General features: G+C 34.1%; 24 protein-coding genes. 7 read left to right on the forward strand and 17 right to left on the reverse strand.

All coding sequences use genetic code 11. The features are described from left to right. Positions 1-134: 134 nt before the first annotated feature. Positions 135-2,594 carry a hybrid sensor histidine kinase/response regulator gene (locus BUC31_RS02125; RefSeq protein WP_073240812.1) on the forward strand — a complete coding sequence of 820 codons (2,460 nt, stop codon included), beginning with the start codon at positions 135-137 and terminating at the stop codon, positions 2,592-2,594. Here BUC31_RS02125 and BUC31_RS02130 read toward each other — a convergent pair. The 9 genes from BUC31_RS02130 to BUC31_RS02170 form a co-directional block, all read right to left on the reverse strand. Beyond that, on the reverse strand, positions 2,569-3,912 hold the full coding sequence (locus tag BUC31_RS02130; protein WP_073240814.1) for a sigma-54-dependent transcriptional regulator: 1,344 nt from the start codon (positions 3,910-3,912) through the stop codon (positions 2,569-2,571). The two genes, BUC31_RS02125 and BUC31_RS02130, sit on opposite strands and share 26 nt — an antisense overlap. Positions 3,913-4,089: 177 nt before the next feature. Continuing rightward, positions 4,090-4,407 (reverse strand): hypothetical protein, encoded by a 318-nt coding sequence (locus BUC31_RS02135; RefSeq protein ID WP_073240816.1) that lies wholly within the window; start codon positions 4,405-4,407, stop codon positions 4,090-4,092. 617 nt (positions 4,408-5,024) lie between these two features. Further along, positions 5,025-5,330, reverse strand: a complete 306-nt coding sequence (locus BUC31_RS02140) for a hypothetical protein (RefSeq protein ID WP_073240818.1) — start codon at positions 5,328-5,330, stop codon at positions 5,025-5,027. Positions 5,331-5,483: 153 nt separating this feature from the next. Continuing rightward, positions 5,484-5,786, reverse strand: coding sequence for a hypothetical protein (locus tag BUC31_RS02145; protein WP_073240820.1), 303 nt, complete (start codon positions 5,784-5,786; stop codon positions 5,484-5,486). Between the two features lie 206 nt (positions 5,787-5,992). Then, complete coding sequence (locus BUC31_RS02150; protein ID WP_073240822.1) at positions 5,993-7,531, reverse strand: DUF4301 family protein; 1,539 nt, start codon at positions 7,529-7,531, stop codon at positions 5,993-5,995. After that, positions 7,528-8,091, reverse strand: coding sequence for an AAA family ATPase (locus tag BUC31_RS02155; protein WP_073240824.1), 564 nt, complete (start codon positions 8,089-8,091; stop codon positions 7,528-7,530). Before BUC31_RS02155 ends, BUC31_RS02150 begins: the two co-directional genes overlap by 4 nt. After that, entirely contained in the window at positions 8,052-8,684 is a 633-nt protein-coding gene (gene pnuC / locus BUC31_RS02160; RefSeq protein WP_073240826.1) for a nicotinamide riboside transporter PnuC, read from the reverse strand. Before pnuC ends, BUC31_RS02155 begins: the two co-directional genes overlap by 40 nt. After that, positions 8,668-8,928, reverse strand: coding sequence for a thiamine-binding protein (locus BUC31_RS02165; protein WP_073240827.1), 261 nt, complete (start codon positions 8,926-8,928; stop codon positions 8,668-8,670). Before BUC31_RS02165 ends, pnuC begins: the two co-directional genes overlap by 17 nt. A 26-nt stretch (positions 8,929-8,954) precedes the next feature. Next, positions 8,955-9,593 (reverse strand): 4'-phosphopantetheinyl transferase family protein, encoded by a 639-nt coding sequence (locus BUC31_RS02170; protein WP_073240829.1) that lies wholly within the window; start codon positions 9,591-9,593, stop codon positions 8,955-8,957. Positions 9,594-9,675: 82 nt separating this feature from the next. Between BUC31_RS02170 and ahcY the strand changes: the two genes are divergently transcribed. Further along, a complete protein-coding gene (ahcY, locus tag BUC31_RS02175) occupies positions 9,676-10,992 on the forward strand; it encodes an adenosylhomocysteinase (RefSeq protein ID WP_073240831.1) in 1,317 nt (438 codons plus the stop codon). A gap of 72 nt (positions 10,993-11,064) precedes the next feature. Here ahcY and BUC31_RS02180 read toward each other — a convergent pair whose 3' ends face one another. Then, positions 11,065-11,649 (reverse strand): DUF3332 domain-containing protein, encoded by a 585-nt coding sequence (locus BUC31_RS02180; RefSeq protein WP_073240833.1) that lies wholly within the window; start codon positions 11,647-11,649, stop codon positions 11,065-11,067. Between the two features lie 222 nt (positions 11,650-11,871). Between BUC31_RS02180 and BUC31_RS02185 the strand changes: the two genes are divergently transcribed. Next, on the forward strand, positions 11,872-12,393 hold the full coding sequence (locus tag BUC31_RS02185) for a 5' nucleotidase, NT5C type (protein ID WP_073240835.1): 522 nt from the start codon (positions 11,872-11,874) through the stop codon (positions 12,391-12,393). Here BUC31_RS02185 and BUC31_RS02190 read toward each other — a convergent pair. The 5 genes from BUC31_RS02190 to BUC31_RS02210 all read right to left on the reverse strand — a co-directional run bounded on the left by BUC31_RS02190 (position 12,385) and on the right by BUC31_RS02210 (position 18,010). Further along, positions 12,385-13,398 carry a phytase gene (locus BUC31_RS02190; protein ID WP_073240837.1) on the reverse strand — a complete coding sequence of 338 codons (1,014 nt, stop codon included), beginning with the start codon at positions 13,396-13,398 and terminating at the stop codon, positions 12,385-12,387. The two genes, BUC31_RS02185 and BUC31_RS02190, sit on opposite strands and share 9 nt — an antisense overlap. A 26-nt stretch (positions 13,399-13,424) precedes the next feature. Next, complete coding sequence (locus BUC31_RS02195; protein WP_073240839.1) at positions 13,425-16,307, reverse strand: TonB-dependent receptor; 2,883 nt, start codon at positions 16,305-16,307, stop codon at positions 13,425-13,427. A gap of 184 nt (positions 16,308-16,491) precedes the next feature. Next, on the reverse strand, positions 16,492-16,752 hold the full coding sequence (gene rpmA, locus BUC31_RS02200; protein WP_073240841.1) for a 50S ribosomal protein L27: 261 nt from the start codon (positions 16,750-16,752) through the stop codon (positions 16,492-16,494). A 40-nt stretch (positions 16,753-16,792) separates the two neighbouring features. Further along, on the reverse strand, positions 16,793-17,458 hold the full coding sequence (gene rplU / locus BUC31_RS02205) for a 50S ribosomal protein L21 (protein ID WP_073240842.1): 666 nt from the start codon (positions 17,456-17,458) through the stop codon (positions 16,793-16,795). 96 nt (positions 17,459-17,554) lie between these two features. Further along, a complete protein-coding gene (locus BUC31_RS02210; RefSeq protein ID WP_073240844.1) occupies positions 17,555-18,010 on the reverse strand; it encodes a DUF4199 domain-containing protein in 456 nt (151 codons plus the stop codon). Positions 18,011-18,192: 182 nt separating this feature from the next. On the opposite strand from BUC31_RS02210, the gene BUC31_RS02215 reads away from it, so the two are divergent. Next, positions 18,193-19,515, forward strand: a complete 1,323-nt coding sequence (locus BUC31_RS02215; protein ID WP_073240846.1) for a M16 family metallopeptidase — start codon at positions 18,193-18,195, stop codon at positions 19,513-19,515. Positions 19,516-19,523: 8 nt separating this feature from the next. Beyond that, the gene (locus BUC31_RS02220; protein ID WP_073243706.1) at positions 19,524-21,596 is read left to right on the forward strand and encodes a M16 family metallopeptidase; all 2,073 of its coding nucleotides are present in this window, start codon (positions 19,524-19,526) and stop codon (positions 21,594-21,596) included. Positions 21,597-21,668: 72 nt separating this feature from the next. Here the strand turns inward: BUC31_RS02220 and BUC31_RS02225 are convergent, their stop codons facing one another. Next, the gene (locus tag BUC31_RS02225; RefSeq protein WP_073240848.1) at positions 21,669-22,412 is read right to left on the reverse strand and encodes a head GIN domain-containing protein; all 744 of its coding nucleotides are present in this window, start codon (positions 22,410-22,412) and stop codon (positions 21,669-21,671) included. Positions 22,413-22,480: 68 nt separating this feature from the next. Next, positions 22,481-23,371, reverse strand: coding sequence for a DMT family transporter (locus BUC31_RS02230; protein WP_073240849.1), 891 nt, complete (start codon positions 23,369-23,371; stop codon positions 22,481-22,483). Between the two features lie 156 nt (positions 23,372-23,527). Between BUC31_RS02230 and BUC31_RS02235 the strand changes: the two genes are divergently transcribed. Beyond that, complete coding sequence (locus BUC31_RS02235; protein ID WP_073240851.1) at positions 23,528-23,881, forward strand: heavy-metal-associated domain-containing protein; 354 nt, start codon at positions 23,528-23,530, stop codon at positions 23,879-23,881. 1 nt (position 23,882) lies between these two features. Further along, entirely contained in the window at positions 23,883-24,305 is a 423-nt protein-coding gene (locus tag BUC31_RS02240; RefSeq protein WP_073240852.1) for a hypothetical protein, read from the forward strand. The last annotated feature ends 1 nt before the right edge of the window (position 24,306 follow it).

Below are 24,306 nucleotides of genomic sequence, written 5' to 3' on the forward strand. Positions count from 1 at the left end.
TGCCGCAAATGTAATGCACATAATTCATCTCTCATAAAGAAATTTAAAAAAATAACAATGTGTTTAATTAACATCATTTTACAACTTAACATCTGCGTTTTAACGTACGTATACCAAGCGTACCAATACTATACATGAAAGCACAAAAAAATACATTCACCCTTAAAATCACCATTAGCTACCTATTGCTAATTATACTAGGGGTTATAGCTTCATATTACATTTATACTGAGGTTCAAGAATATATTGCCACAGAAACGACCGATGAAAAAGACAGTAAGCTACTTAAAACCAATTCTTTTCTTGCGCAATTATATGAAGCCGAAAGTTTGTCTAAACTTGCATTACAAACAAAAAGCAAAATTAATTTTACGGCTTACGAAAATAAAATAGACTCCATCTACATCAATATTGAAGAGTTAAAAACGCTTACGGAAAGTGATTATCAACACGGACTTTTAGATAGTCTTAGCTCACTTTTAAGCAAGAAAGTGACGAATATTAATGCTATGCGCTCCATAAGATTGAATGACCAAACGGGTACAGCGATTAATTCTGCCTTAAAGGAGTTTGATAAACTTGAAGAATCTTTAGGAATCATTAAACCTAAAGATTTAGCACCAAATCTTGATGAGCTTTCACCCAAAGCCCAAGATGCTATTAAAAAAATGGCAGACTATCTAAATGCTAATGTACCAACAGAGAATAATCAGCAACAGAATGCACAAACTATGGACAGTGTGGTTCAGGTTTCTAAAAACCTATTAAAAGATGTGCAGCAAGAAAATACCTTAAAAGAAAAATCTTTGACCGTACGCGAATCGACGATTAATAGAACTGACATTGAACTCTCTCAGCAATTACGATCTATACTTTCATCTTTTGAACAAGAGATTATTATGAACAGTATAGCTACTTCTATTAAAAAAGAAACTTTATTAAAACGGAGTATTCGACTTGCTGTTATCGCTGCCATACTTGGCTTTTTAGTGGTGGCTATTTTTACTTTTATTTTAAATCGTGATTTTTGGAAAGCAAACGTATACCGTGAAAAACTCGAAAAAGAAAAGGCTTTTTCAGAATCTCTTTTAAAAAGTAGAGAACAATTAATAGCTACTGTTAGTCACGATTTACGAACACCCCTAAATACCATAAGTGGTTACGCCAATATTATTGAAGAAAGTGACAACCAAAAGAATAACAAAGAACATATTAGCCATATTAAATCTGCTACCGTCTATGTAAATAATCTTGTGAATGATTTGTTAGATTTCTCTCAGCTAGAAGCAGGTAAAATGGTTTCTAAAAATTCTACTTTTAGGGTGGATAAATTGATTGAAGAAAGCGCCAAAAATATATCATCTCAATACCAAGACAAGCATATTGAGTTAATTTTGAATTTGGATGATTCGTTAAAACATCCTATTATATCGGATGCTTTTCGTTTACGTCAGATCATTTCAAACTTATTAGGCAACGCTTATAAATTTACAGAAAAGGGGACCATTACATTGGCAGTGTCTATTATAAAATCTTCTAAATCTAACATTCTAAGTTTTAAAATAACAGATACCGGTATTGGGATTTCAAAAGAAAAACAAGAACTGATATTCAAAGAATTTACACAGGCAGAAAATGATACTGATAAAAAATATGGTGGCTACGGACTAGGACTTACCATCACCAAAAAGCTCACAGAATTACTTGGCGGGTCTATCTCACTAGAAAGTGAACTATCCAAAGGAAGTATTTTCATACTTAAAATACCCGTTGCGTTTGGAGAAGAATTACAAGAAGTTTCAAAGCTATCTACTGGTTTTAAAAATCTGAAAATGGTTGTATTTGATGATGACACCTCTTTTTTAAAGCTTATTGGCGAAATGCTAAAGTCTGAAGGAATTGAAGCTCGACTATTTTCTGACTTCAACGAATATAAACCTAATGAAAATTTCGATTTTGATGTGGTTTTGACAGATATTGAAATGCCTACGGTTACGGGTTATGAAATAGTTGCTCAGCTGAAAGCTGGTGAATTTAAAAATTTTAACAACCAACCTATTTTGGCAATGACCGGCCGACGCGATTTAACTTTAGAACATTTTACTGAAAAAGGTTTCTCTAGTCTTATTCGTAAGCCATTTTCTAAAACAGACCTACTACAAAAGCTACATGTCCTGTTAAATAATGCGGATGAAATTATCCCTACCGAAGAAACTCGCATAAACACCGATTCTCAGCAACTATATAGCTTAAATTCCTTAAAAATGTTTTTGGGAGATGACTATGATGCTATAGATGAAGTAGTACTCATTTTCAAAAAAGACACTGAAGAAAATGCTCTTTTACTCAGCACAGCGGTAGCTGCTTCTGATATTACACAAATAAACAAAGTAGCTCATAAAATGCTGCCTATGTTTCGACAATTAGAAGTTAAAAATGTAATTCCTATTCTGGAAATTTTTGAAGTTTTGAATATAGATACCTTAACTAATGATCAATTAAAGGCGAAACATATCTATTTACAAAGAGAGATTGAAAGCCTAATTGAAATGCTTTCAGAAGAAACATCTACAAATCCAAATCGTAATAATTGATTCTGTTATACAGTGTTTTTCTAGTTACCTGTAATAATTTTGCTGCTTTAGATTTGTTGTAATTAGTACGTTTTAAGGCATTTACAATTTGTTCTTTTTCAAAATCCGCTTTTGAAAGACTCCCTAATTCTACAGTTTCTAAAACCGGACTCATCAACTCTGACGGTAAAACCTTTGCTTCAACTTTATCTGTAGTCGATAACAGTACTGCGCGCTGAATTACATTCTGTAATTCTCGAATATTACCGGGCCAATGATAGGCATTGAAAATGTCCCAAACCTCAGCAGAAAAATCAACAATTTGTTTGTTCAACTTTTCATTGAACTTGCTTAAAAAGTGAGAAGCTAATACTGATAAATCTCCGTGTCTGTTTTTTAAAGCTGGGATTTGCAATGAAAACTCATTCAATCGATGATACAAATCTTCTCGAAAAGTACCTTTTTCAACTGCAGCCTTTAAATCTTCATTTGTAGCCGATAAAATTCTTACATCGACCTGTATTTCGCTATTACTACCTATTCTTTTTATTTTGCGCTCTTGTAACGCTCTTAACAACTGTATTTGATTCTCGTAAGAAAGATTACCTACCTCATCTAAAAATAAAGTACCACCGTTGGCAGCTTCAAAACTACCAACTTTATCGGCGACAGCACCGGTGAAACTTCCTTTTATATGCCCAAAAAATTCACTTGCTGCCAATTCTTTAGGGATTGCTCCACAATCTAGTGCTATATACGGTTTTTCGTTTCTCGTACTTTTTTGGTGAATGGCTTTTGCAGTAACTTCTTTACCTGTACCGCTTTCTCCAATAATCAAAACCGACATATCTGTTGGTGCTACCAAAACAATATGCTCTTCTAATTTTTGGGTTGCCTCGCTAGTCAAAATTAATTCTTGCGACGTAGTTGCTTCTTTAGCACCTTCTACTTTTTCTTTTGAATAAACAGGTTCTCTTGAAACTACTGGTTTTGAATTTAACGCACCATCAATAACCAATAACATCTGATCAGGAGTAAAAGGTTTAGAAATATAATCGTAAGCTCCCATTTTCATCGCCTTTACAGCTGTAGAAACTTCTGCATAACCTGTCATTACAATTACCGGAATTTCACCTTTTAGATTAGACACCAATTTAATACCGTCATAATCAGGTAATCGCAAATCTGTAATTACTAATTGAAAATCGTGTTCTTTTAATTGTTTTTCGCCATCTAACCCCGTATGACTTAATACCACATCATAACTATTTCTTGCCAAAAATTTTTGCAGCATTTGGGCAAATGAAGTATCATCTTCAATAATTAAAATTTTAGTCATAGACAGTTTGGTGTTCTTAGTATCTACGTAAAAATACCACAAGCCGACTACTTGTATTTTAAAATTATCATAAAGCTTTTATACATTCATTTAAAAAAAACATAAAAAAAAGGAAAGAATAGCATTTAGCTATCCTTTCCTGACCAAACCAACTTGAACAAACAAGTTTCTCTATAATTACATATCTATCCAATTACCTTCTTCATCTGCATACACTGTACCTTGTGTGCCATCTTCAAGAGATAATACTAGCTTATATTGCTTCTTTTCATTTGTGTATGCCTTATCTAAATTTGCCGTTGGAAAATTCTTTGATACCGCATCTGTTACTGCTTGTGGTACTTCTGCAACCGAAATCTCTTCAAAATCTTCTATTGCTATTGAAATCTCATTTACCTGGTTATGCTGTATTCCATTTGCTGAAACAATTGCCTCTTGTGCATTCATTGCAAAACCTCCTAATGTCATTGCTCCTAATAAAAATAAAATTCTCATATTTTCTTTATTTAAGTTAATAATACATATCAATACTATTAACAAAGAAAAAAGAGTGCCATAAAAAGAAATTATGAAACAGTATTTGATTATCAGTTACTTACGTTTGTATAATCTTTTAATTAGCTGAGTAAAGTTGTACCCACTTTCTACTACTGTGTAATTTTTACTCAATAAAGTTATCACTAAAGAATAACCTTAGAACATAATTGAAGACAAAAAAAAGGAGCTGCAAATTGCAGCCCCCCTCAAACCACCTATCAAACTCTTGTCTTAAAATTTTAAATCAACACCTCAATCAATTCAACAACAACTAAAATTGGCAATGCTAATCCGGGGGATTATTTCAAATACAATTATCTGGTGGCACCTTCATAGTTAACGGTTAGTGTTTACGCGAAAGTGATATTTTAATTATTTATTTCTCCAAACATAATTTTGATATAACACCTAATGAAAAAATCAAAACTGTGCTTAAGACTAAAATAAATACTAATGTGACCATTGTTTCATAACTTGCTTCACTTATTTAGACACAACATTTTCTGATAGGTCACATTTTAAATAAAAAAAAACCGCATTTAGCAGTTTTTTTTTATTTCAGCCTTGTAAAAAGACTATCTCTTATTGATCCAATTACCGTGCTGGTCTATATATACGGTCTTTCTTGTACCGCTTTTAAGCACCATTATTAATTTAAATTCTCCTTTATCATTTTTAAAAGCTCCGCCAAGTTTAGATGTTGGGTATTGCTTTAATATTTCTTCAATCACCGGTGGTGTTAATTCGCTCGATTTAATTTTTACGAATTCATCGGCCGTTTTAACTACAATTGCTGTTTCAATTATATCTGAACTAGTTTTTGCTGCTGCGTTAAACATGATTCCAAAAGTCAAGAATACTAATAATGCGTAATTTTTCATGCTAATAATTTTAATCGTTAATAACTCTAAATCTTAAAATACTTACGGAGTAATCTTACATATGGATTATCAGTTAACTAAATTTTAAATTTATAAATGCAAAAAAGCTGCCTAGGCAGCTTTTGACAATCAACTAACTCAAACTTATAATATCTACATTTCTAACCAGTTACCTTCTGCATCTGCATAAAGTACACTAGAAACTCCATCTTGTGTGGTAATTTCTAATTTATAATTATTTTCATCATCAACATATGCTTTGTTCAACATTGCACCTTCATAATCTGTTGCTAATGCATTTACAATTGGCGCTGGTAAATCTGAAGCAGCTACTTCTGTATAATCTTGTAAAAAGATATCTTCCATTATACCATCATGAAATATAATTGGAGTTGCGGCAGTACCTATTGTTAAACTACCTATGGCTAAAGCTGTGGCAAATACTAATTTTTTCATATTTCTATACTTTTAATTAAACATTCTTGAAAAGTATATTAGGAAAACTGTGCCATTAAAAATTCTATCCGTAAAAAATACACAAAATACTTAAAATCAGATAATTATGTTTACTTAGGTGTTTTATTCTTTGGGTAAAAATGTGTGTAAATAAAAAAAGTGTGTAGAAACTACACACTTTTTTATACTATACTATATCTTATTATCTAAGCCTGATGCGAATCTTTTAAAAGATCCACAACACTTTTTACAGGATTGAAGGTTACTAAGGGTACTTCTACAAAGATGGTATTCCAAAATGCCATAGCACCGTTCCATAAGCCAGGTAGCTCAAGAGCCTTTAATTCTTTACCGTCTTTAGTCTTACCAGTAATAAAACCTTGCTTTTCGTCTACAAACTTTAATAGATTGTATTTCTCACCTTTGTAATTACGAACAGCACAAACTAAATCTACCGGATTAAAATGGGTAGAATTCTTAAGAAGATCTGCTTGTTGACTATTATCCATATCTATTTGTGCTGATTCTATGATTTGTAAAGAAACTTCACCTTTACCATTGGTTACCCAAAAAGGACCACCTCCTGGCTCACCTTCATTTTTCACCATACCACAAATACGAATAGGTCTATTGACTCTATCTTTTAGAATCGCGATTTTATCAGTATTCGATTTTGAATCAAAGTCATCTGAGAAACGAACATTTAAATTTGTAACCAAAAAGTTTCTAACTTCTTCAATCTGCGCATCATCTACATCACCTTTATCCAGTAATGCAGCATATTCAAATGCTTTTTCTTGCTCTTTTAGAAGTACACCTGCCAAAACCTTTTTACTATCGGCAACCGCCTTGGCATCTTTCATTACGGCAACGTTATCAATATTCTTTATAAAAATAACATCAGCGTCTTGTTCATTTAAATTCTGAATCAATGCACCATGACCACCTGGTCTAAACAATACAGAGCCATCTTCATTTCTAAACGGATTATTATCCATGTCTACCGCCAAGGTATCTGTAGAAGGTTTTTGAAAAGAGTAATCTACATTATAGGTGATACCTGTATCGGCAGAAACTTTTGGTCCAGATGCTTTAAACTCCTCTCCAAACATTTCTTCATGCTGTTCTGAAATCGTAAAATGCAAATTTGCCTTACCGTTAGAACCTGCATATAATGCACCTTCTTTTAAATGTTCTTCAAAAGGTGTAGCTGCAGAAGATTCATATTTATGAAACGGTAATAATCCCTTTGGAAAAAAACCGTAGTTCAATGCATTCTCACCTAAAAGCTCAGAAATGAAACTAAATACCTTTTCTCCTTGAGAATTGGATTTTACAGCTATTCTATCCATCACTTTTTGATAAAACGGAAAACGCTTCAAGCCTTCAGAGAACTTTTTTATATCGGTATCATTAGTTCTTGACAAATATGCATCTAACGTTTCTTCAGCAGGGTTATAAGCCCCTAAAAAACTAAATAACGCTTTAAACATTCTAGAAGCTGCACCAGAAGCCGGTACAAATTTTAAAATATCCAGTCCCTTGAGTTTATAATCATAAAATGCAATGAGTTCTTTCTCTTCTGCATCAGAAAATTTAAGAATACCATTACCTATTACGGCGGCATTCTCTAATTGCACAAAAGGAATACCTTCTTTGAACGTGTTGATATGACCCAACATTTGCTCTTTAGAAATTCCTTTTTTCTCTAATTGTTTTAAATCTTTATCTGTAAGTTCAATCATTTATGTAATAAGGTATCTATATGGTTAATGGCTTTTTGTAAACGTTCTTTTTTGTTCCCCTTCAAGGTAATAAAATTTTTACCGTATTTTTCTAAAGTGTCCTTAAAATAATTAAACATTTGCTCTCTTTCATCTGGCTTATCCCTTAAATCATCTGCTTCCCAAGGAATATCTATATAGGTCAACAAATAAAGATCATATGTATTCTCCAAGGCATACTTTTCTAATATTGGATCACAATCACCAATGTAATATGCCTCTGAATATACTTTGGTCTCCAAGAGATCGGTATCGCAAATAAGAATATCTGTAGCTTTTTTTGTCAAATTATTCTCCATTCGCATTTGCCCCGCTGCAATAGGCAACAAATCGTGCGGTTCGCAAGTTTTTCGCTCATTGTTCCATTTATCCTGCAAATAGTCCCTAGCATATTCTGGCACCCAAACTGTATGATAATGCCTCGCCAATTGCTCTGACAAGGTTGTCTTACCTGTAGATTCTGGACCAAAAAGAACCACTTTTAAGACATCTGAAGGTTCTTGTCTGTATTTTTCTTCCATGCATTATACCCGTAAAAGGCCAATATTGTAAAAATGAGATACTGAAAACTAGTAAACGTAAATCCTTTATAAAAGTATAACGGGATCGATATTAAATCTCCAATAATCCAATATATCCAATTTTCTACTTTCCTCTTGGCCATCAGCCACATACCCACAAAAAATATAGCTGTTGTTATGGTGTCAACATAAGCCGTCCAACTATTCCATTTATCAAAAACTTGATACACGGTAAAAACAAAAATGATGGTACTTATAAAAATGATAACCGAGGTGATATTTTCCTTTTTGGTTACTCTTGTAATTGGCGTGTAATGCTCTGCATCTACTTTTCTTGTCCATATATACCAACCATATAAACTCATTATAAAATAGTAGGCATTAATCATCATATCGCCCAATAAACCCCACTTTAAAAGTAGGTAAACAAATATTGAGGTACTGATTAACCCTGTAGGGTACACTAGAATCTTATTCTGTTTAGAGAACCATACTGAAAGTAATCCAAAAATGACCGCTACAATTTCAAGAATAATATCTAGTGTATCATAATCGGAATATTGACCAAAGAGATAATCAAAAATGGGGCTCATAGTCGCTTCTATCAGATTTAACAATTTTCATGAATAAGAGCCCTCGATCCATCAACTCAAATGCTGTTTTAATTTCAGTATTCAATACTTTCATTACTTCATCATAAGAACCATAAACCTGGGTGCTCAATGGATTCTCGAGTACCGTTAGTCCACATTCTCGCAGTTTTTTTATGAAATTTATAATGTGCTGTTCAAAATCGTCTTGCAATGGCGAAAATGTCAATTCTACTGATATATCCATATAAAATACGCTAACTATTATTTTTTCTATTCTTTATCTCTTGTGGCATAAACGCAGGTAAACTCTTCAAATTCTAAAAATCGTATCTTATAATTGGACAAATTTCCTTGAAAAATAATCTGAGCGGTAGTCCTATTAGCATCGAACTTAAAGTCTTGCACATTAATATGGTGTAAAAAACTAACACCCCTGTGGCCATAAATTTTATAGAGCGATTCTTTTGCTCCCCATACAATGGTCAACTTTCTAACCACTGCCGCTGTATTCGCTAGCGTTTTATACTCCTCAAAAGGGGTGAATTTATGTGCTATACGCAAAATTTTATCGCGCTGCATTTCTATATCGACACCTACATGTTCGGAAAAACTAATGATGATACCCGTAAAATTATGAGAATGTGTAATGGATATAAACTTGCCATCTTTTAAATGGGGTTTCCCGTTTTCATCATAGATTAAATCAGCATCTGTATAATCATATTTGGCAAGTAAGTGCCTAATACTCAAGAACGCCTTACGATGAAGCTCAGATTTCATTCCGTCAAATCGATTTTGACAATATGGTGTGAGCTCAATACCTGTCCAAAGGTTTTCTTCTGTCTCTTCAACCTTCCAAATTGCTAAGGAGGTTTCTTCATTTACTGTTATAGTTTTGTAAAGCGGCATGGGGTTCTTAGTGTTATTCGTACCTTTGCACGAATTAAAAATTGCTGTACACAGATTAACGAAAGTATAAAATAATAAAGATATGAGCACGAAAACTATTCCGTATGTGCCTTATAAGGTTAAGGATATATCCCTTGCTGATTGGGGAAGAAAAGAAATTGAATTAGCAGAAGCTGAAATGCCAGGTTTAATGGCACTAAGAGAAGAATATAAAAATGAGCAACCTTTAAAGGGAGCTCGTATTGCTGGTTGTCTTCATATGACAATACAAACTGCTGTACTTATTGAAACATTGACCGCTCTTGGCGCAGATGTTACTTGGAGTTCATGTAATATTTTTTCTACTCAAGATCAAGCTGCAGCAGCTATTGCCGCTACAGGAGTGCCTGTTTACGCTTGGAAAGGAATGAACGAAGAGGAGTTTGACTGGTGTATTGAGCAGACATTATTCTTCGGTGAAGACAGAAAACCATTGAACATGATCTTAGATGATGGTGGTGACCTTACCAATATGGTATTGGATAAGTACCCAGAAATGGCAGGAGAAATTAAAGGTCTTTCTGAAGAAACTACAACGGGAGTTCACCGTTTATACGAGCGTGTAAAGAAAGGAACTTTACCTATGCCAGCTATAAACGTTAACGATTCTGTTACTAAATCGAAATTTGATAACAAATACGGGTGTCGTGAAAGTGCTGTTGATGCTATTCGTAGAGCTACAGATACAATGCTTGCCGGTAAAAAAGTTGTTGTTGCTGGTTACGGTGATGTTGGTAAAGGTACCGCAGCTTCTTTTAAAGGTGCAGGTTCTATAGTTACTGTTACTGAAATTGATCCAATTTGTGCATTACAAGCTTGCATGGACGGATTTGAAGTAAAGAAATTAGAAACTGTTATTGGTAAAGCTGATATTGTTATTACTACAACCGGAAATAAAGACATTATTAGAGCTGAACATTTTGAAGCCCTAAAGGATAAAGCTATTGTTTGTAACATTGGTCATTTTGACAATGAAATTGACATGGCGTGGTTGAACAAAAACCATGGTAGCACTAAAGATGAAATTAAACCACAGGTAGATAAATATACTATTAACGGTAAAGATTTAATCATTTTGGCAGAAGGTAGATTGGTAAACTTAGGTTGTGCTACTGGTCATCCTAGTTTTGTGATGAGTAACTCATTTACAAACCAGACACTAGCTCAAATAGAGCTTTGGAAAAATAGCGCTAACTACGAGAATGATGTTTACATGTTACCTAAACATTTAGATGAGAAAGTTGCAAAACTTCACTTATCTCGTTTAGGAGCTGAACTTACAGAGTTAAAGGATTACCAAGCCGATTATATTGGTGTAACGGTTGAAGGTCCTTTTAAGCCTGAATACTACAGATACTAAAACATTGATTTTAGAAACTAAAAAAGTCCTGATTTTCATCAGGACTTTTTTTTGTTTTACACTTTTTTCAGATTAGTTATTTTCTGCTAACATACCATCTAAATAGTAGCAATCTGTTTGCTCTTTAATTTGAGCTAAACCTTCTTCTTTAGAGCTTAACGGATTAATTTTAACCTCTTTTCCGTTTGGCATATAAACGATATAAAAACCTTCTTCAAAAGAGGACAATTTTATAATCTCCCCATTTGGCCTTACAGCATTCCATGACTTTTCACTTGGCTTATAAACTAAATCAATTTTCTTTCCTTTTTTAGGTCCGTCAACTACGGTTACCTGCATTCTATTCTTAGTAGCGGTCATTTCAAAAGTGTTACCGTCCCTTTCTACCATTTGAGTCTCTGACTCCCCTTCTTCCATCGCAATTGGGTTAGACCCACCCCAAAATTCTATTACGTTGAAGATAACTGCATCCCCTAGAAAGAATAAACCATAAACTGGAATTATATTCAAGCCCCAAAATACCAAATTGTTTACAAATTTACTTTCTGAAAGTCCTTGATTCCAGTCTTTTAAATTATTGAACGCACTAAAAGACCCTAAGCAACTAGAGAATAATAATGTACTTGCCATTGCAACACAGATAATTGATTTTTTCATGATATGATTATTTAGAATTAGTTCTGCAAAATACCCGAAGACCAACAGCAAAGCTTCTCTTATAAATTTTATTATTAACCCTATTGATGCTAATGCCCGCACATGGCATTAAATGATTGTTAAGCAGTCCAACTTTTTATTTCAAAATTCATAGTTTTAATTCTTTATTGGAAAGTTGGTCTTACACTATTGCTTTTCTATTAATTAAATTAGAAATTTTTTATGATATTATTTGTTGACATGGATGAGGTAATTGCAGATACCTACGGCGCCCATATTGAACTTTACAATGCAGAATTTAATGGTGAGCTTACCAAAGATTTATGTTCAGGTACAGACGTTTGGCGCATTGTTCCAGAAGCGCACCAAGAAAGTGTTCGTAAGCACGCTACAAGAAGAGGGTTCTTCAGAAATTTAAAACCTATTGCAGGCAGTCAAGAAATATTATCTAAACTTGCGGACAAACATGAAGTCTATATCGCATCTGCCGCCATGCAATTCCCTAACTCTTTAGAAGAAAAAAGCGAATGGCTAGATGAGCACTTTCCTTTTTTACCTTGGCAAAATAGAATTCTTTGCGGTCACAAACACATTCTTAAAGGAGATATACTTATAGACGACAGAAGTTTTAACTTAGAAAATTTCGATGGTAGAAGCCTACAATTTACATCGCCACACAATGTAAATACCGAAGGATTTGAACGTGTGAATACGTGGTTTGAGATTGGAGAAAAATTATTGTAACCCCAATCTCTTCAAGTCATAAAAGTAAAAGTTCTTTTCGTCGTTCATTGCGACGAAAAGTCCATTTTTGAATGTATCATTTAACGGCACAGTTACTGCCTCACAACCATCAGTTTCGGTGGTAGAAAGATTCACAGCATTAATATAGGCATTGGTTTCCCTATCAAAAATATTGAACTCGCCCTTCTGCTGGTTAGACACAATTAAATAACCATGTCCATCTGTGTAAGATGCAATAGCAATACCTTCTATATCTTCATCAAAATATTCACCACCAAAACAAGATATCTCTTCATTCCCCATACTAGGTTCTGCATAGTATTTTTTAATGCAGACACCTTCATCAGAGAAATAAACAAAACCATTTTCATCATCTACAGCAATGGCCTCAATTTCTTTGACTCCGCTAAACTTGCCAAATTTTCTAACATATTTGGAGGATACACCAAAACTATCAGCATTAAGAGCATACTGGTACAGATAACCATCTGCAGGACCAGTTTTTCTACCTACAATAGCATATACAGTTGCATCCTTGGGTGACTTATATAAACTTACCCCCATTGGCAATCTATTCTCTTCTAATTCCTCATCTTCAAACACCTTAAAACCACCACCATCTAAGGGCTTCATATCTGGCACAGAAAACATTCTTATTTGCTGTTTCTCACGCTCTGTAAAAACCAAAATATCGGTTACTATAGAATCATTCAACTGAAAGCCATATTCAATATCGACATTGTTTGGGCGTTGAATATCTCTAATAGTTTTGTCCTGAATAATTTTTCCGTTCAAATCAAAAGCATAGATAGCACCATTCGTTTTTTTATCGGTTCCAAAAACAATACTCTCAGCAGGATTTTTAGGGTTAACCCAAATAGCAGAATCATCGGTATCGTTCAACGTAAATTCTGTGATAACATCAGGTGTGATTTTTGGTAACCTACTTTGTCTGCAAGAAATCATTACAATTGTAAGCACTAGTAAATATGATAAATTTTTCATTTTTAATATTTAACGTGGGTACTGAATTATTTTTTAAACAGGTCGTATTTTAAGCCTAAGCTAAAACGCTGTCCATAAAATTCGATTTGCTGTGTACGCTCTTTAACTCCTTGAAAATAACGCAATGGCTGATTGGTTATATTATTTAAATCTGCATACACACTAAGATTTTTATTAATCTGAAAAGTAGCATTAAAATCTAAAAACATTTGAGTATCGTAGTACCTATCTTCAAAATCGTTACCGCCGATTTCATCAATATAACTATCAGAAAAATTTGCCGATAATCTTGCACTGAAATTTTTATCTGCATAACCTAAAGACCCATTAAACATATTGGGTGCCGTATTTGGTAAATCTAAATCGCTACGCTCATCGCCATCTTCATTTCGTATACCATCGGCAGAAGATGATAAGTAAGTGTAGTTCAAATAAAGACTAAAGTTTCTAGCAAAACCTGGTAGAAAATCTAACTGACGCTGAAATGCAAATTCCATCCCAAAAATTGTAGCGCTATCGCCATTTAATGGTTGAAAAACATCATAGCCTTCTGTTCCTGCACCTAAATTATCATCTGGTGCCTCATATATAAATGTATAAATGAATTCATCTATATTCTTGTAGAACAAACCTCCAGAAATTAAACCTACACTTTCAAAATAATGCTCTGCCATAAGGTCAAAATTCATAGATGTAGTTGGGTTCAAATCTGCATTTCCTAAAACCAATTCTTTGTCCTCATTAATTACTTCTGCCCTTGGAATTAAATCTTGATAATTTGGTCTTGCCAATGTATTGGTCCATGCAAACCTTAAAATGGTATTTGTAGATACATCATATTTTAAATGCACACCAGGTAACACATTTGTATATGAATTTTCACCAATTACTTCTTCTACCAGCACAGCCTCATCTATACCAGCATCTTCATCTTCCTCTATATAAATAACTCTATTACCCTTAGATTCCAGCTTCGTATTCTCTAATCTCACCCCAACCAAAACACTAAATTTTTCAGATAGCTTCTGATTTAGCATAATATAACCAGCAAGCACATCTTCATTTACGTTAAAGTTGCTTGGCGCAAACTCATCTACAATTAACTCGCCATCTGCAATATTCAAATCTAAAGCACCTAGCCAAGCCTCACTCGCAAATGAACCTATTTGATATTGACTCCCTGCCAAATAATCTGGGTCACTATAATCTTTTACGGGTACTGTCGCCAAGGTTGGAAAATCATCTTCTAAATCAAATTCATAAAAATTATTATCCCTTAATTTGGATTTAAATCTACCTCTTGCACCAAATTTTAAGCTGCCTTCACCTTGACTAAAAATATCAGCTGGAATTTCGAAATTTACAAATACGTTTAAATCTTCTTCTTCTGTATACTGATTTTCTTCAGTAATCTCACTATACTCGAAATTTTCTAAAGCAGCATCTGCCGTATTTACTACCGAATATCTTGGATACCTAGAATTTAATACATCATTATTAATACTATATTCAGATTCAAACTCTGCATAACGCTCATTTAAACGCTCTTCAGATGCTTTAGCAAAAGAAGTCATCCAATCTACTTTTAAATTACCCCAAAGATGATTTCCCCCTAAGCTGTAATTTTGCATTCGTTGATCTTCCAAGCGGCGATTTTTATTTCTACCACTATCAATACCACCTTTAGATTGTCTTTTGACTTCTACAGGGAATCTTGTAGGTACACCGTCGGTTATAATAAAATCGCTTTCTTCAATATCTTCTGCATCTAAAATCTCATGCTCTAAACGAAATCTGTTTTCACGATCATCTCTCCAATTATACATTGTTTTTAGAAACACAGTATTATTAGCGTCGAATTTATAATCTAAATTTGCCGAAAAACTACGTCTTATCCTCTGTACCAAATATTCTCGTTGCTCATATACATTTACATAAGGATCAACATCTACTTCTTCTAAAATTGGTTCTCCATCTCCATCTTCAATTCCAGTATTATATTCGAACTCATCTGTCCACTCTGCCTCTACATTATCAGAGCCAAAATCGTTATCATTACCAGAGACTGAAATCATCCAACCAAACTTATCATTTTTACTGCGGTCACCTAAAAGAACCGAGCCATTTAAAATGGGTTTATCTGTAATGAAATTAATACCTGACCCCAATGTTGCAGAAAGTCTAAAACCTTGCGGAGATGTTCTTGTTATCAAGTTTACAGAACCACCCAATGCATCTGCATCCATATCTGGTGTAACCGCTTTACTTACTTCTATAGATTGAATCATATCAGCAGGTATCAAATCCATCTGAACATTTCTGTTATCGCCTTCAGCAGAGGGTATTCTGCTACCATTTAATGTCACGGAATTTAATTGAGGTGATAAACCTCTAACAATTACATTTCTTGCCTCACCTTGATCCATTTGCATGGTTATACCAGGAATCCTTTTTACCGCATCTCCAATATTTGCATCAGGAAATTTACCTATTTGATCAGTTGATACTACATTGGTTATATTCAAATTGGTCTTTTGGGTATTCAAGGCTTTTGACTGACCACTTAACCCATAAGCAGATACCTCAACACCTTCAAGTTCCACACTTTTCTGTTCTACAGATAACCTAATACTAACGGTTTGGTGAGCAACTACGGTAACTTCTTGTGATAAATCTGCATATCCTAGGTAAGATATTTTTATAGAATAGGTGCCTTCTGGAACATCTACTATTGTGAATTTCCCATCAAAGTCTGTAATTGAACCTTTTGACAATGAAGGGATAATAGCATTTGCCCCGGGTAAATACAATCCATTTTCATCGGTAACGACGCCCTGAATGTTACCAGATTGGGCAAGTAAAATAAAAGGCAAGAATAAGAGCAAGAAGAATAATACTGGTTTTTTCATTTTCTATGTGGTTGTTATTCGGCCACAAAGAAATTAGAAACGAGTTGAAATAGTGTTGCCTTAATTTTAAGGCTATTTTAAGATATCTTGAATTTTAATAGATATTTACATTAAGTTAACCCATTGCTAACAAAAAAACCCTCTTCATTGCTGAAGAGGGTTTTTTAAAATAAGATATTAAAGCTTATGCTTCAAAAGGCTCAATGGAAACAAATGATTTTCCACCAGCTTTTTTAGTAAACTTTACTAAACCATCTACACGTGCGTGTAAAGTATGGTCTTTTCCTGCGTAAACATTTTCACCAGGATTGTGTCTTGTTCCTCTCTGTCTAACAATAATGTTACCAGCGATTGCAGCTTGACCACCAAAAATCTTAACTCCTAATCGTTTTGATTCTGATTCTCTACCGTTTTTCGAACTACCTACACCTTTCTTATGTGCCATTGTCTAAGGTTTTAAATTTTATTATACTTAATGGGTTAGCTTATTTAGCTACACCACCATCTAATTCGTCTTGCCATTTTTGTAACTCGTCCCATTTACCATCAGCAGCTAATTGTGCTTGCTTTGGCCAAGTGTCAGTTACGTGATTTCCACGAACGTCAGCAATAATTTCAGAAATTTTAGCTGCGTCTGTTTTTGCTAATTCAGCAAAAGTAGAAATACCTGCATTGTTTAAGGTCTCAGCGATTTTTGGTCCGATACCTTCAACTTTTTTCAAGTCATCAGCTTTACCTGTAGCTTTTTTAGCTTTTGGCTTAGCTGCAACTGGTGCTGCTTTTTCTTCAACTTTTTTAGCCTTTGGTTCAGCTTTTTTAGTTTCAGTTTTTTTAGCTCCTTTAGAAATAATTGACTCGATTACAATCTCTGTAAGAGACTGACGATGTCCATTTTTCTTTCTGTAACCTTTACGTCTTTTCTTATGAAAAACGATTACTTTGTCACCTCTTAGGTGTTTAACGACTTTAGCCTCTACTGCGGCTCCGTCTATAGCCGGGGCGCCGATAGTAACGTTCGATCCATCAGCCAAAAGAAGTACATTGTCAAAAGTGACTTTTTTACCTTCTTCTACCTGTAAACGGTGAACGTACACTTTCTGGTCTTTTGCAACTTTAAACTGCTGCCCTGCCATCTCTACAATTGCGTACATATTGTTAAATGTAATGATTAAACCTGATGGATTTTTTCCATAGGCGGGTGCAAATATAGATCTTAATCGTGAATTTACAAGTGTTTTTTACGAATTTTACGCGCTCTTCATCCTTCTAGTGTTCGAAGTCTTAAATAGTTGCATAAAAGATAGTGTCAATACTAAGCTTGTCGTAAAACCCATTACTGCAACCACTAAAAATACAATAGCTTCAAAACTACGATAAGTACTTGCCCATTTTGTAGATAGTTCCTCTAAAAAACCTGGTTGAAGCTCGGTGGAATATAATGTAAAAAATAGCGTAAATATTAAAGTTGCTACACCACCTGTTATTAAACCTGCCATAAAACCGCCAGCATATGTGAAATCATTCGCCTTTTTTAATTTGTAATACTTAATGGATTCATAAATGGCAAAGCCTGTAATTACTGCATTAAAAAGACTATAAAATACATTTACATGTAGCCCAAGTAATGACAAAATTAAAAAATAAGCAATCAAAGAACCACTGGCAGCGACGCCAAATCTAATTGGTAGAGCATAGTTATTCATAACGAGTATATTTTTGTTTAGACTTTTAAGATAAACAATAAACAACCATTAATTGAATTTTATCTGTTAAAGAATACTTATATTGAAGATTGTTCTTACAAAAAATTATTTTTTATGTAACATTTTTGTAAAGTCATATACTAACTAAACAGAACATTAGACACTAACCTAAAACAGTTTAAATGAAAATGAAATTACTACTGGTTTCGGCTATATTCCTTTATGGTTTTACCGGACTCGCACAAGAGGTTGCCTACGAAGAGTACAACCTTGAAAACGATTTACACGTTATTCTACATCAAGACAACACCGCCCCTATTATTTCCATCTCTGTATTTTACCACGTAGGATCTAAAGACGAAGACCCACAAAGAACAGGATTTGCACACTTTTTTGAACACCTACTTTTTGAGGGTACCGAAAATATTGAAAAGGGAGAATGGGACAAGATAGTATCCGCAAACGGTGGGTCAGGTAATGCCACTACCAATGAAGATAGAACTTACTACTATGAAGTTTTTCCTTCTAACAATTTAGAATTAGGTCTTTGGCTAGAATCTGAAAGAATGCTTCACCCTGTTATTAACCAAAAAGGTGTTGACACGCAAAATGAAGTAGTCAAAGAAGAAAAAAGACTTCGCGTTGATAATTCTCCTTACGGAAAATTCATAGAAAACATTAAAAAGAATCTATTTCAAAGCCATCCTTATAAAGAAACTGTTATTGGAAAAATGGCAGACTTAGATGCCGCTACTCTAGATGAATTCAAAGCTTTCCAGAAAAAATTCTATTCTCCTAACAATGCCGTTTTGGTTATTGCAGGAGATTTTGAAACCGAAAATGCCAAAAAGTTGATTTCAGATTATTTTAAGGATATCCCTAAGGGAGCAAAAATTACAAGAAGCTTTCCAAAAGAAAATCCTATCACAACAGAAATTAATGCAAAGGCTTACGACTCTAACATTCAAATACCGGCTTCTATGATTGCTTATAGAACTCCCGGCCTAAAAAATAGAGATAGCCAAGTACTAGAAATGATTTCTACCTATTTATCTGACGGTCCATCTTCAAAACTTTACAAGAAAATGGTAGATGAAGAAAAACAGGCATTACAAATCGGTGCCATACCGGTAACCTTAGAAGATTACGGTATGTATATTGTTTTTGCACTTCCGGTGGGTGAAACTAGCTTGAGCACGCTTAACACTTCTATTGAAACTGAAGTTGAGAAATTGAGAAATGACCTTATTTCTGAAAATGATTATCAAAAACTACAGAACAAGTTTGAAAATCAGTTTGTAAATAGCAATTCTAGTATTGAAGGTATTGCAGAATCTCTTGCTGAGTATTATGCACTTTATGGAGATACATCTCTTATCAACAAAGAAATAGAAGTTTACAGATCTATTACAAGAGAAGAAATCAAAGAAGTTGCCAACAAGTATTTAAAACCTAACCAAAGGTTAGTATTAGAATATTTACCTGAACAAAATACTGCAAACTAAAAATGACTATGAAAACTACATATATATTATTCTTAACATTATTCTCGGTAATTACTCTACAAGCACAGGTAGACCGTTCAGTTATGCCAACACCTGGACCTGCGCCTGAAATTAACTTGGGAGAACCGCAATCTTTCAACCTCAACAACGGATTAAAAGTATTGGTAGTTGAAAACCATAAACTACCAAGAGTATCTATGCAATTATCAATTGACAACCCGCCAATTTTAGAAGGTGACAAAGCTGGCACAGCTAGTTTAACCGGCAGTCTCTTAGGGCTAGGATCTAAAAATATAACAAAGGAAGCCTTCAATGAAGAAATCGATTTTTTAGGGGCTAGACTATATTTTAGTTCTCAAGGCGCTTATGCACAATCGCTTTCTAAATACTTTTCTAGAATGATGGAGCTTATGGCAGACGCGGCTATAAATCCGAATTTTACTCAAGAGGAATTTGACAAGGAAAAGGATAAACTTATTACCGGATTAAAATCTGAGGAGAAAGTAGTTTCTTCGATTTCTAGTAGAGTTCAAAGGGCTTTAGCCTACGGCAAAAATCATCCTTATGGAGAATTTACTACCGAAGAAACCGTAAACAATGTAACCCTTGGTGATGTCGAAGAGTTTTACAGAGAATATTTTGTACCTGCAAATGCCTATTTAATTGTAATTGGTGATGTGAATTTTGAAGAAGTAAAGACTTTGACAGAAACTTATTTTACATCTTGGACGAAAGCCGTGCCACCAAGTTTCTCTTATTCTCAACCTAAAAATGTACCAAATACGCAAATCAATTTTGTTGATATGCCAAATGCCGTACAGTCAGAAATTACTGTACAGAATATTGTAAACCTAAAAATGAGTGATGACGATTACATTGCTGCATTATTAGCCAATCAAATTTTAGGTGGTGGTTCTGACAGTAGAATAAATCTTAATCTTAGAGAAGACAAGGGATATACTTACGGTGCATATTCGTCTCTTGGAAATGATAAATACGGACCATCTAGATTTGCCGCTTCTGTTGAAGTAAGAAATACGGTTACAGATAGTTCAGTTGTACAATTATTAAAAGAGATTGAACTCATTAACACACAACCTGTAAAAGACGAAGAACTTAAAACCACAAAGGCATTATATGCCGGTAGTTTTATAATGGCTCTAGAAGACCCAGAAACAATTGCTAGGTATGCTTTGAACGTTGAGAAAGAAAATCTATCTAAAGATTTTTACAAAACATTTTTAGAGAAACTAGATAAGATTAGCAAAGAAGAAGTAGAAACAGCTGCTAAAAAATATTTCAATGTTGATAACGCCAGAGTAATTGTCGTTGGTAAAGGCAGTGATATTCTTTCTAGTCTACAAAATATAAACTTCAAAGGAAAGAAGCTTCCCGTGCTTGCTTACTCTAAAACTGCCGACAGAGTTGAAACTCCAGATTACAATGCAGCTATACCTACAGATGTATCTGCGCAATCTGTACTTGAAAAATATATTGAGGCTATTGGTGGAAAATCAAAACTAGAAGGTGTTAACACGTTAGCAATGATGGCTGAAGCAGAAATGCAAGGCATGAAGCTTAATTTGAACATCAAAAAAACATCTAGCGACCAACTAATGCAAGATGTACAAATGATGGGTAATTCAGTTAGCAAACAAGTACTTAATGGCGATAAAGGATATATGATCGTACAAGGGCAGCGTAAGGATCTTGCTGGTGAAGAAATAAAAACCTTTAAAGGTGAATCTGCTCCATTTTCTGAACTCCAATTATTAAGTGACAACACCATTACTTTGGAAGGCATGGAAATGGTTGGTGATAAAAATGCCTACAAACTTAAAGTTGGCGAAAACAAATCTGCTTTCTATGATGCCGAAACCGGACTTAAGCTACAAGAGGTGACAGTAACTGAAATGCAAGGCCAGCAAATTGCAAGTACTTCTAATTTTGAAGATTACAAAGAGGTAGCTGGTATATTGTTTCCTTATAAAATAATGCAGACTGTTGGACCACAATCCTTTGAATTTATAGTTTCAGAAATCAAAGTAAATGATGGCGTATCGCCTGCTGATTTTGAATAACAATAATTTATTATAAATAGAAAAACCCGCTAAATAGCGGGTTTTTTGTTTTTCAATTTCTAGGTCAAGTTCTTATCCTATTTTTCTAATTGTTGCTTCTCCAAATATTAATCCTTTATCTACTTCTGGGTTACCAGTATAATTAATATTTGTTTCTCCATAGCAGGTTACTTTCAACCTTTCAATAACATTTACCCTAAAATTACTTTCGCCATAAGCGGTAATTTTAGTTTCATCTGCAACCATACCTTCTGTATTTACCTCACTCTCCCCATATGCTCTAAATACTTGACGCGCCACATTACCTTCACCGATTTCTAAATAGCTACTACCATAAATTGCTACTGTTAGTTCATCTATAGAAACTGAATCAAAATACACTTTTGCCGCTCCGTATAACGACATTTTAAAATCATCGGCATTGAACAGATTTTTACATCTTACTATCTCTTCTCCCCTAATAGATAGATTTTCTAGTTTTCTATAAGTAACCGTAACAGAAGCCATAGTGCCATTATAAATTGATTTGCTGCCGCGCCATTTATCAGTTGAAATGCGTTCAGATTTGGTTACCACCTTAGCACCGTCTAAGTATAACCGCAGCGTTCTACCTTCTACTTCTACATTTATTTTATCTAACGATATTTTTGCATTATCAATAACAACACTTTCTTCTTCGCCTTCAACAAGATTTAATTCTATATGCGGACTAACAATTAGTTTATCAAAAGATTTTACATTGAATGTTTTTTCTTGAGCCTGTAAACTACCTATAACAAAGGTTACTGCGAGTAGCGTAAATATGATTTTTTTCATGATTATCGTTTTTTCGATTAGTTCTATACAAAGACAACCCTAAGTCAAGTTTGTTACAGTAAACCGAATTATTTTTGAAGAACTATTACTTTTTTTCTATTTACTAGCCAAACACCAAATAAGATGATGAGTCCGCCTAGTAGCTGTAGAATACTGATATTTTCGCCATCTAAAAACCCCCATAACACCGCCACAAGAGGAATCAAATACGTTACAGATGCCGCAAATACAGGACTAGATAATTTTATTAATTTATTAAATAGAATATTCGCCAAAGCTGTACCTAAAAAAGCCAATGCCATAATATACCAAATAGCCTCATGCATAGCACTATCGCCCGCAAACTGCTGAAACACCCCTGTATAAATCAATATAATTAATGCTGGTAGAAATGCCACTCCAAAACTTGCCGTCGTTACTGCTAACGGAGTTAAATGAGATAAATACTTCTTAATGATGTTGATATTAAAAGCATAACCCAATGCAGCAACAATAATAAATAAGGAATACCAATAATTTTGGTTCACATTATCATCCATACCCGCAGCAATAAGAACTATAGTACCAAAAAGACCTATTAAAACCCCTAAAACTTGTCTCCCTTTAAGCGAAAGTCCAAAAAGCGCTATACCCACCAAGGTGGTAAACAAAGGCGCTACAGAGTTTAAAATAGACGTAATTCCACTACTAATTTCCATTTGTGCCAATGCAAAGAAAAAAGGAGGAAAAAATGAACTACACAACCCTGCGATAGCCACCCATTTCCAATCGGTCTTTGAAAGGGTTTTTAAAGATTTAAAACCAAGTACAAATAACAATATAGATGCAAATACGATTCTTAACCCACCAACTTGTAGTGGCGTATAACCAACTAAAGACCGTTTAATTAATATAAAGGAAGAACCCCATATAAGTGACAGAACAACTAGGTAAATCCACTTTTGATCTATATTCTTCAATTTTTTTTAGTTTACAGCAAAAGTGGGGTTTTTTCTAAAAAATACACCTAGTTACAGACTAATTTTTACTGCTGATTAGATAAAGCATTTTACATATTTGGTATCTTTACATTATAATAACGTTTACGCTAACAACGTAACCATCAATACAGTGTTATGAAATTCAAAGTATTATTTCTATTTGTGACCATATTCACACTGGCGACCAATGCTTCTTTAGCTCAAGAAGATGCTACTTTACCTGCCGAAATTGAAAGTAGCTTTTCAAGTACTATTCTAGTTGGTATAGATGGTATGGCTTGCCAAGAAGGTTGTGCCGATAAAATTTCTTCTAATTTAATGGAGACCGAAGGTGTAGTTTCTTCAGAAATTAGTTTTGAAAATAAAAACGGACTAATAACTTTTGACCCTACGATCATTAGTATTGAAGAGGTAAAAGCTGTTATTACCAACACCAAAGTTAAAGACTACGTTTACACCATAAATGCTATTACTACAAAAGACAACTAAAATGAAAAATATACTTTACACACTTGCCATAGTCTCATTAATATCTTTCAGTTCTTGTAAAGAAACCAAGAAAGTAGATGAGCCTTCCAAAATGGAGCACGTAATGAGCATTCATGATGAGGTTATGCCAAAAATGGGAACTTTAGGAAAGTTGGTTGGTCAATTAAAACCAATGGCAGATTCTTTAGGAGCCGAGTCTGTTGAGGCAAAAGCAATGAAAGACCTTCAAGAAGCCAATAGGTCTATGATGGATTGGATGCAAGGTTTTGGTGATCGCTTCGATTCAGAAGAAATAATGAACGGTAAAGAACTTTCTGATGAAAAGAAACAGTGGCTAAAAGAGGAAGAAGATAAAGTTCAACAAGTAAGAGAGAACATTAATTCTAGTATTGAGCGTGCTGAAGAGATTCTAAGCAAGCAGTAAA

The organism is Maribacter aquivivus, from assembly GCF_900142175.1.
GTDB lineage: Bacteria > Bacteroidota > Bacteroidia > Flavobacteriales > Flavobacteriaceae > Maribacter > Maribacter aquivivus.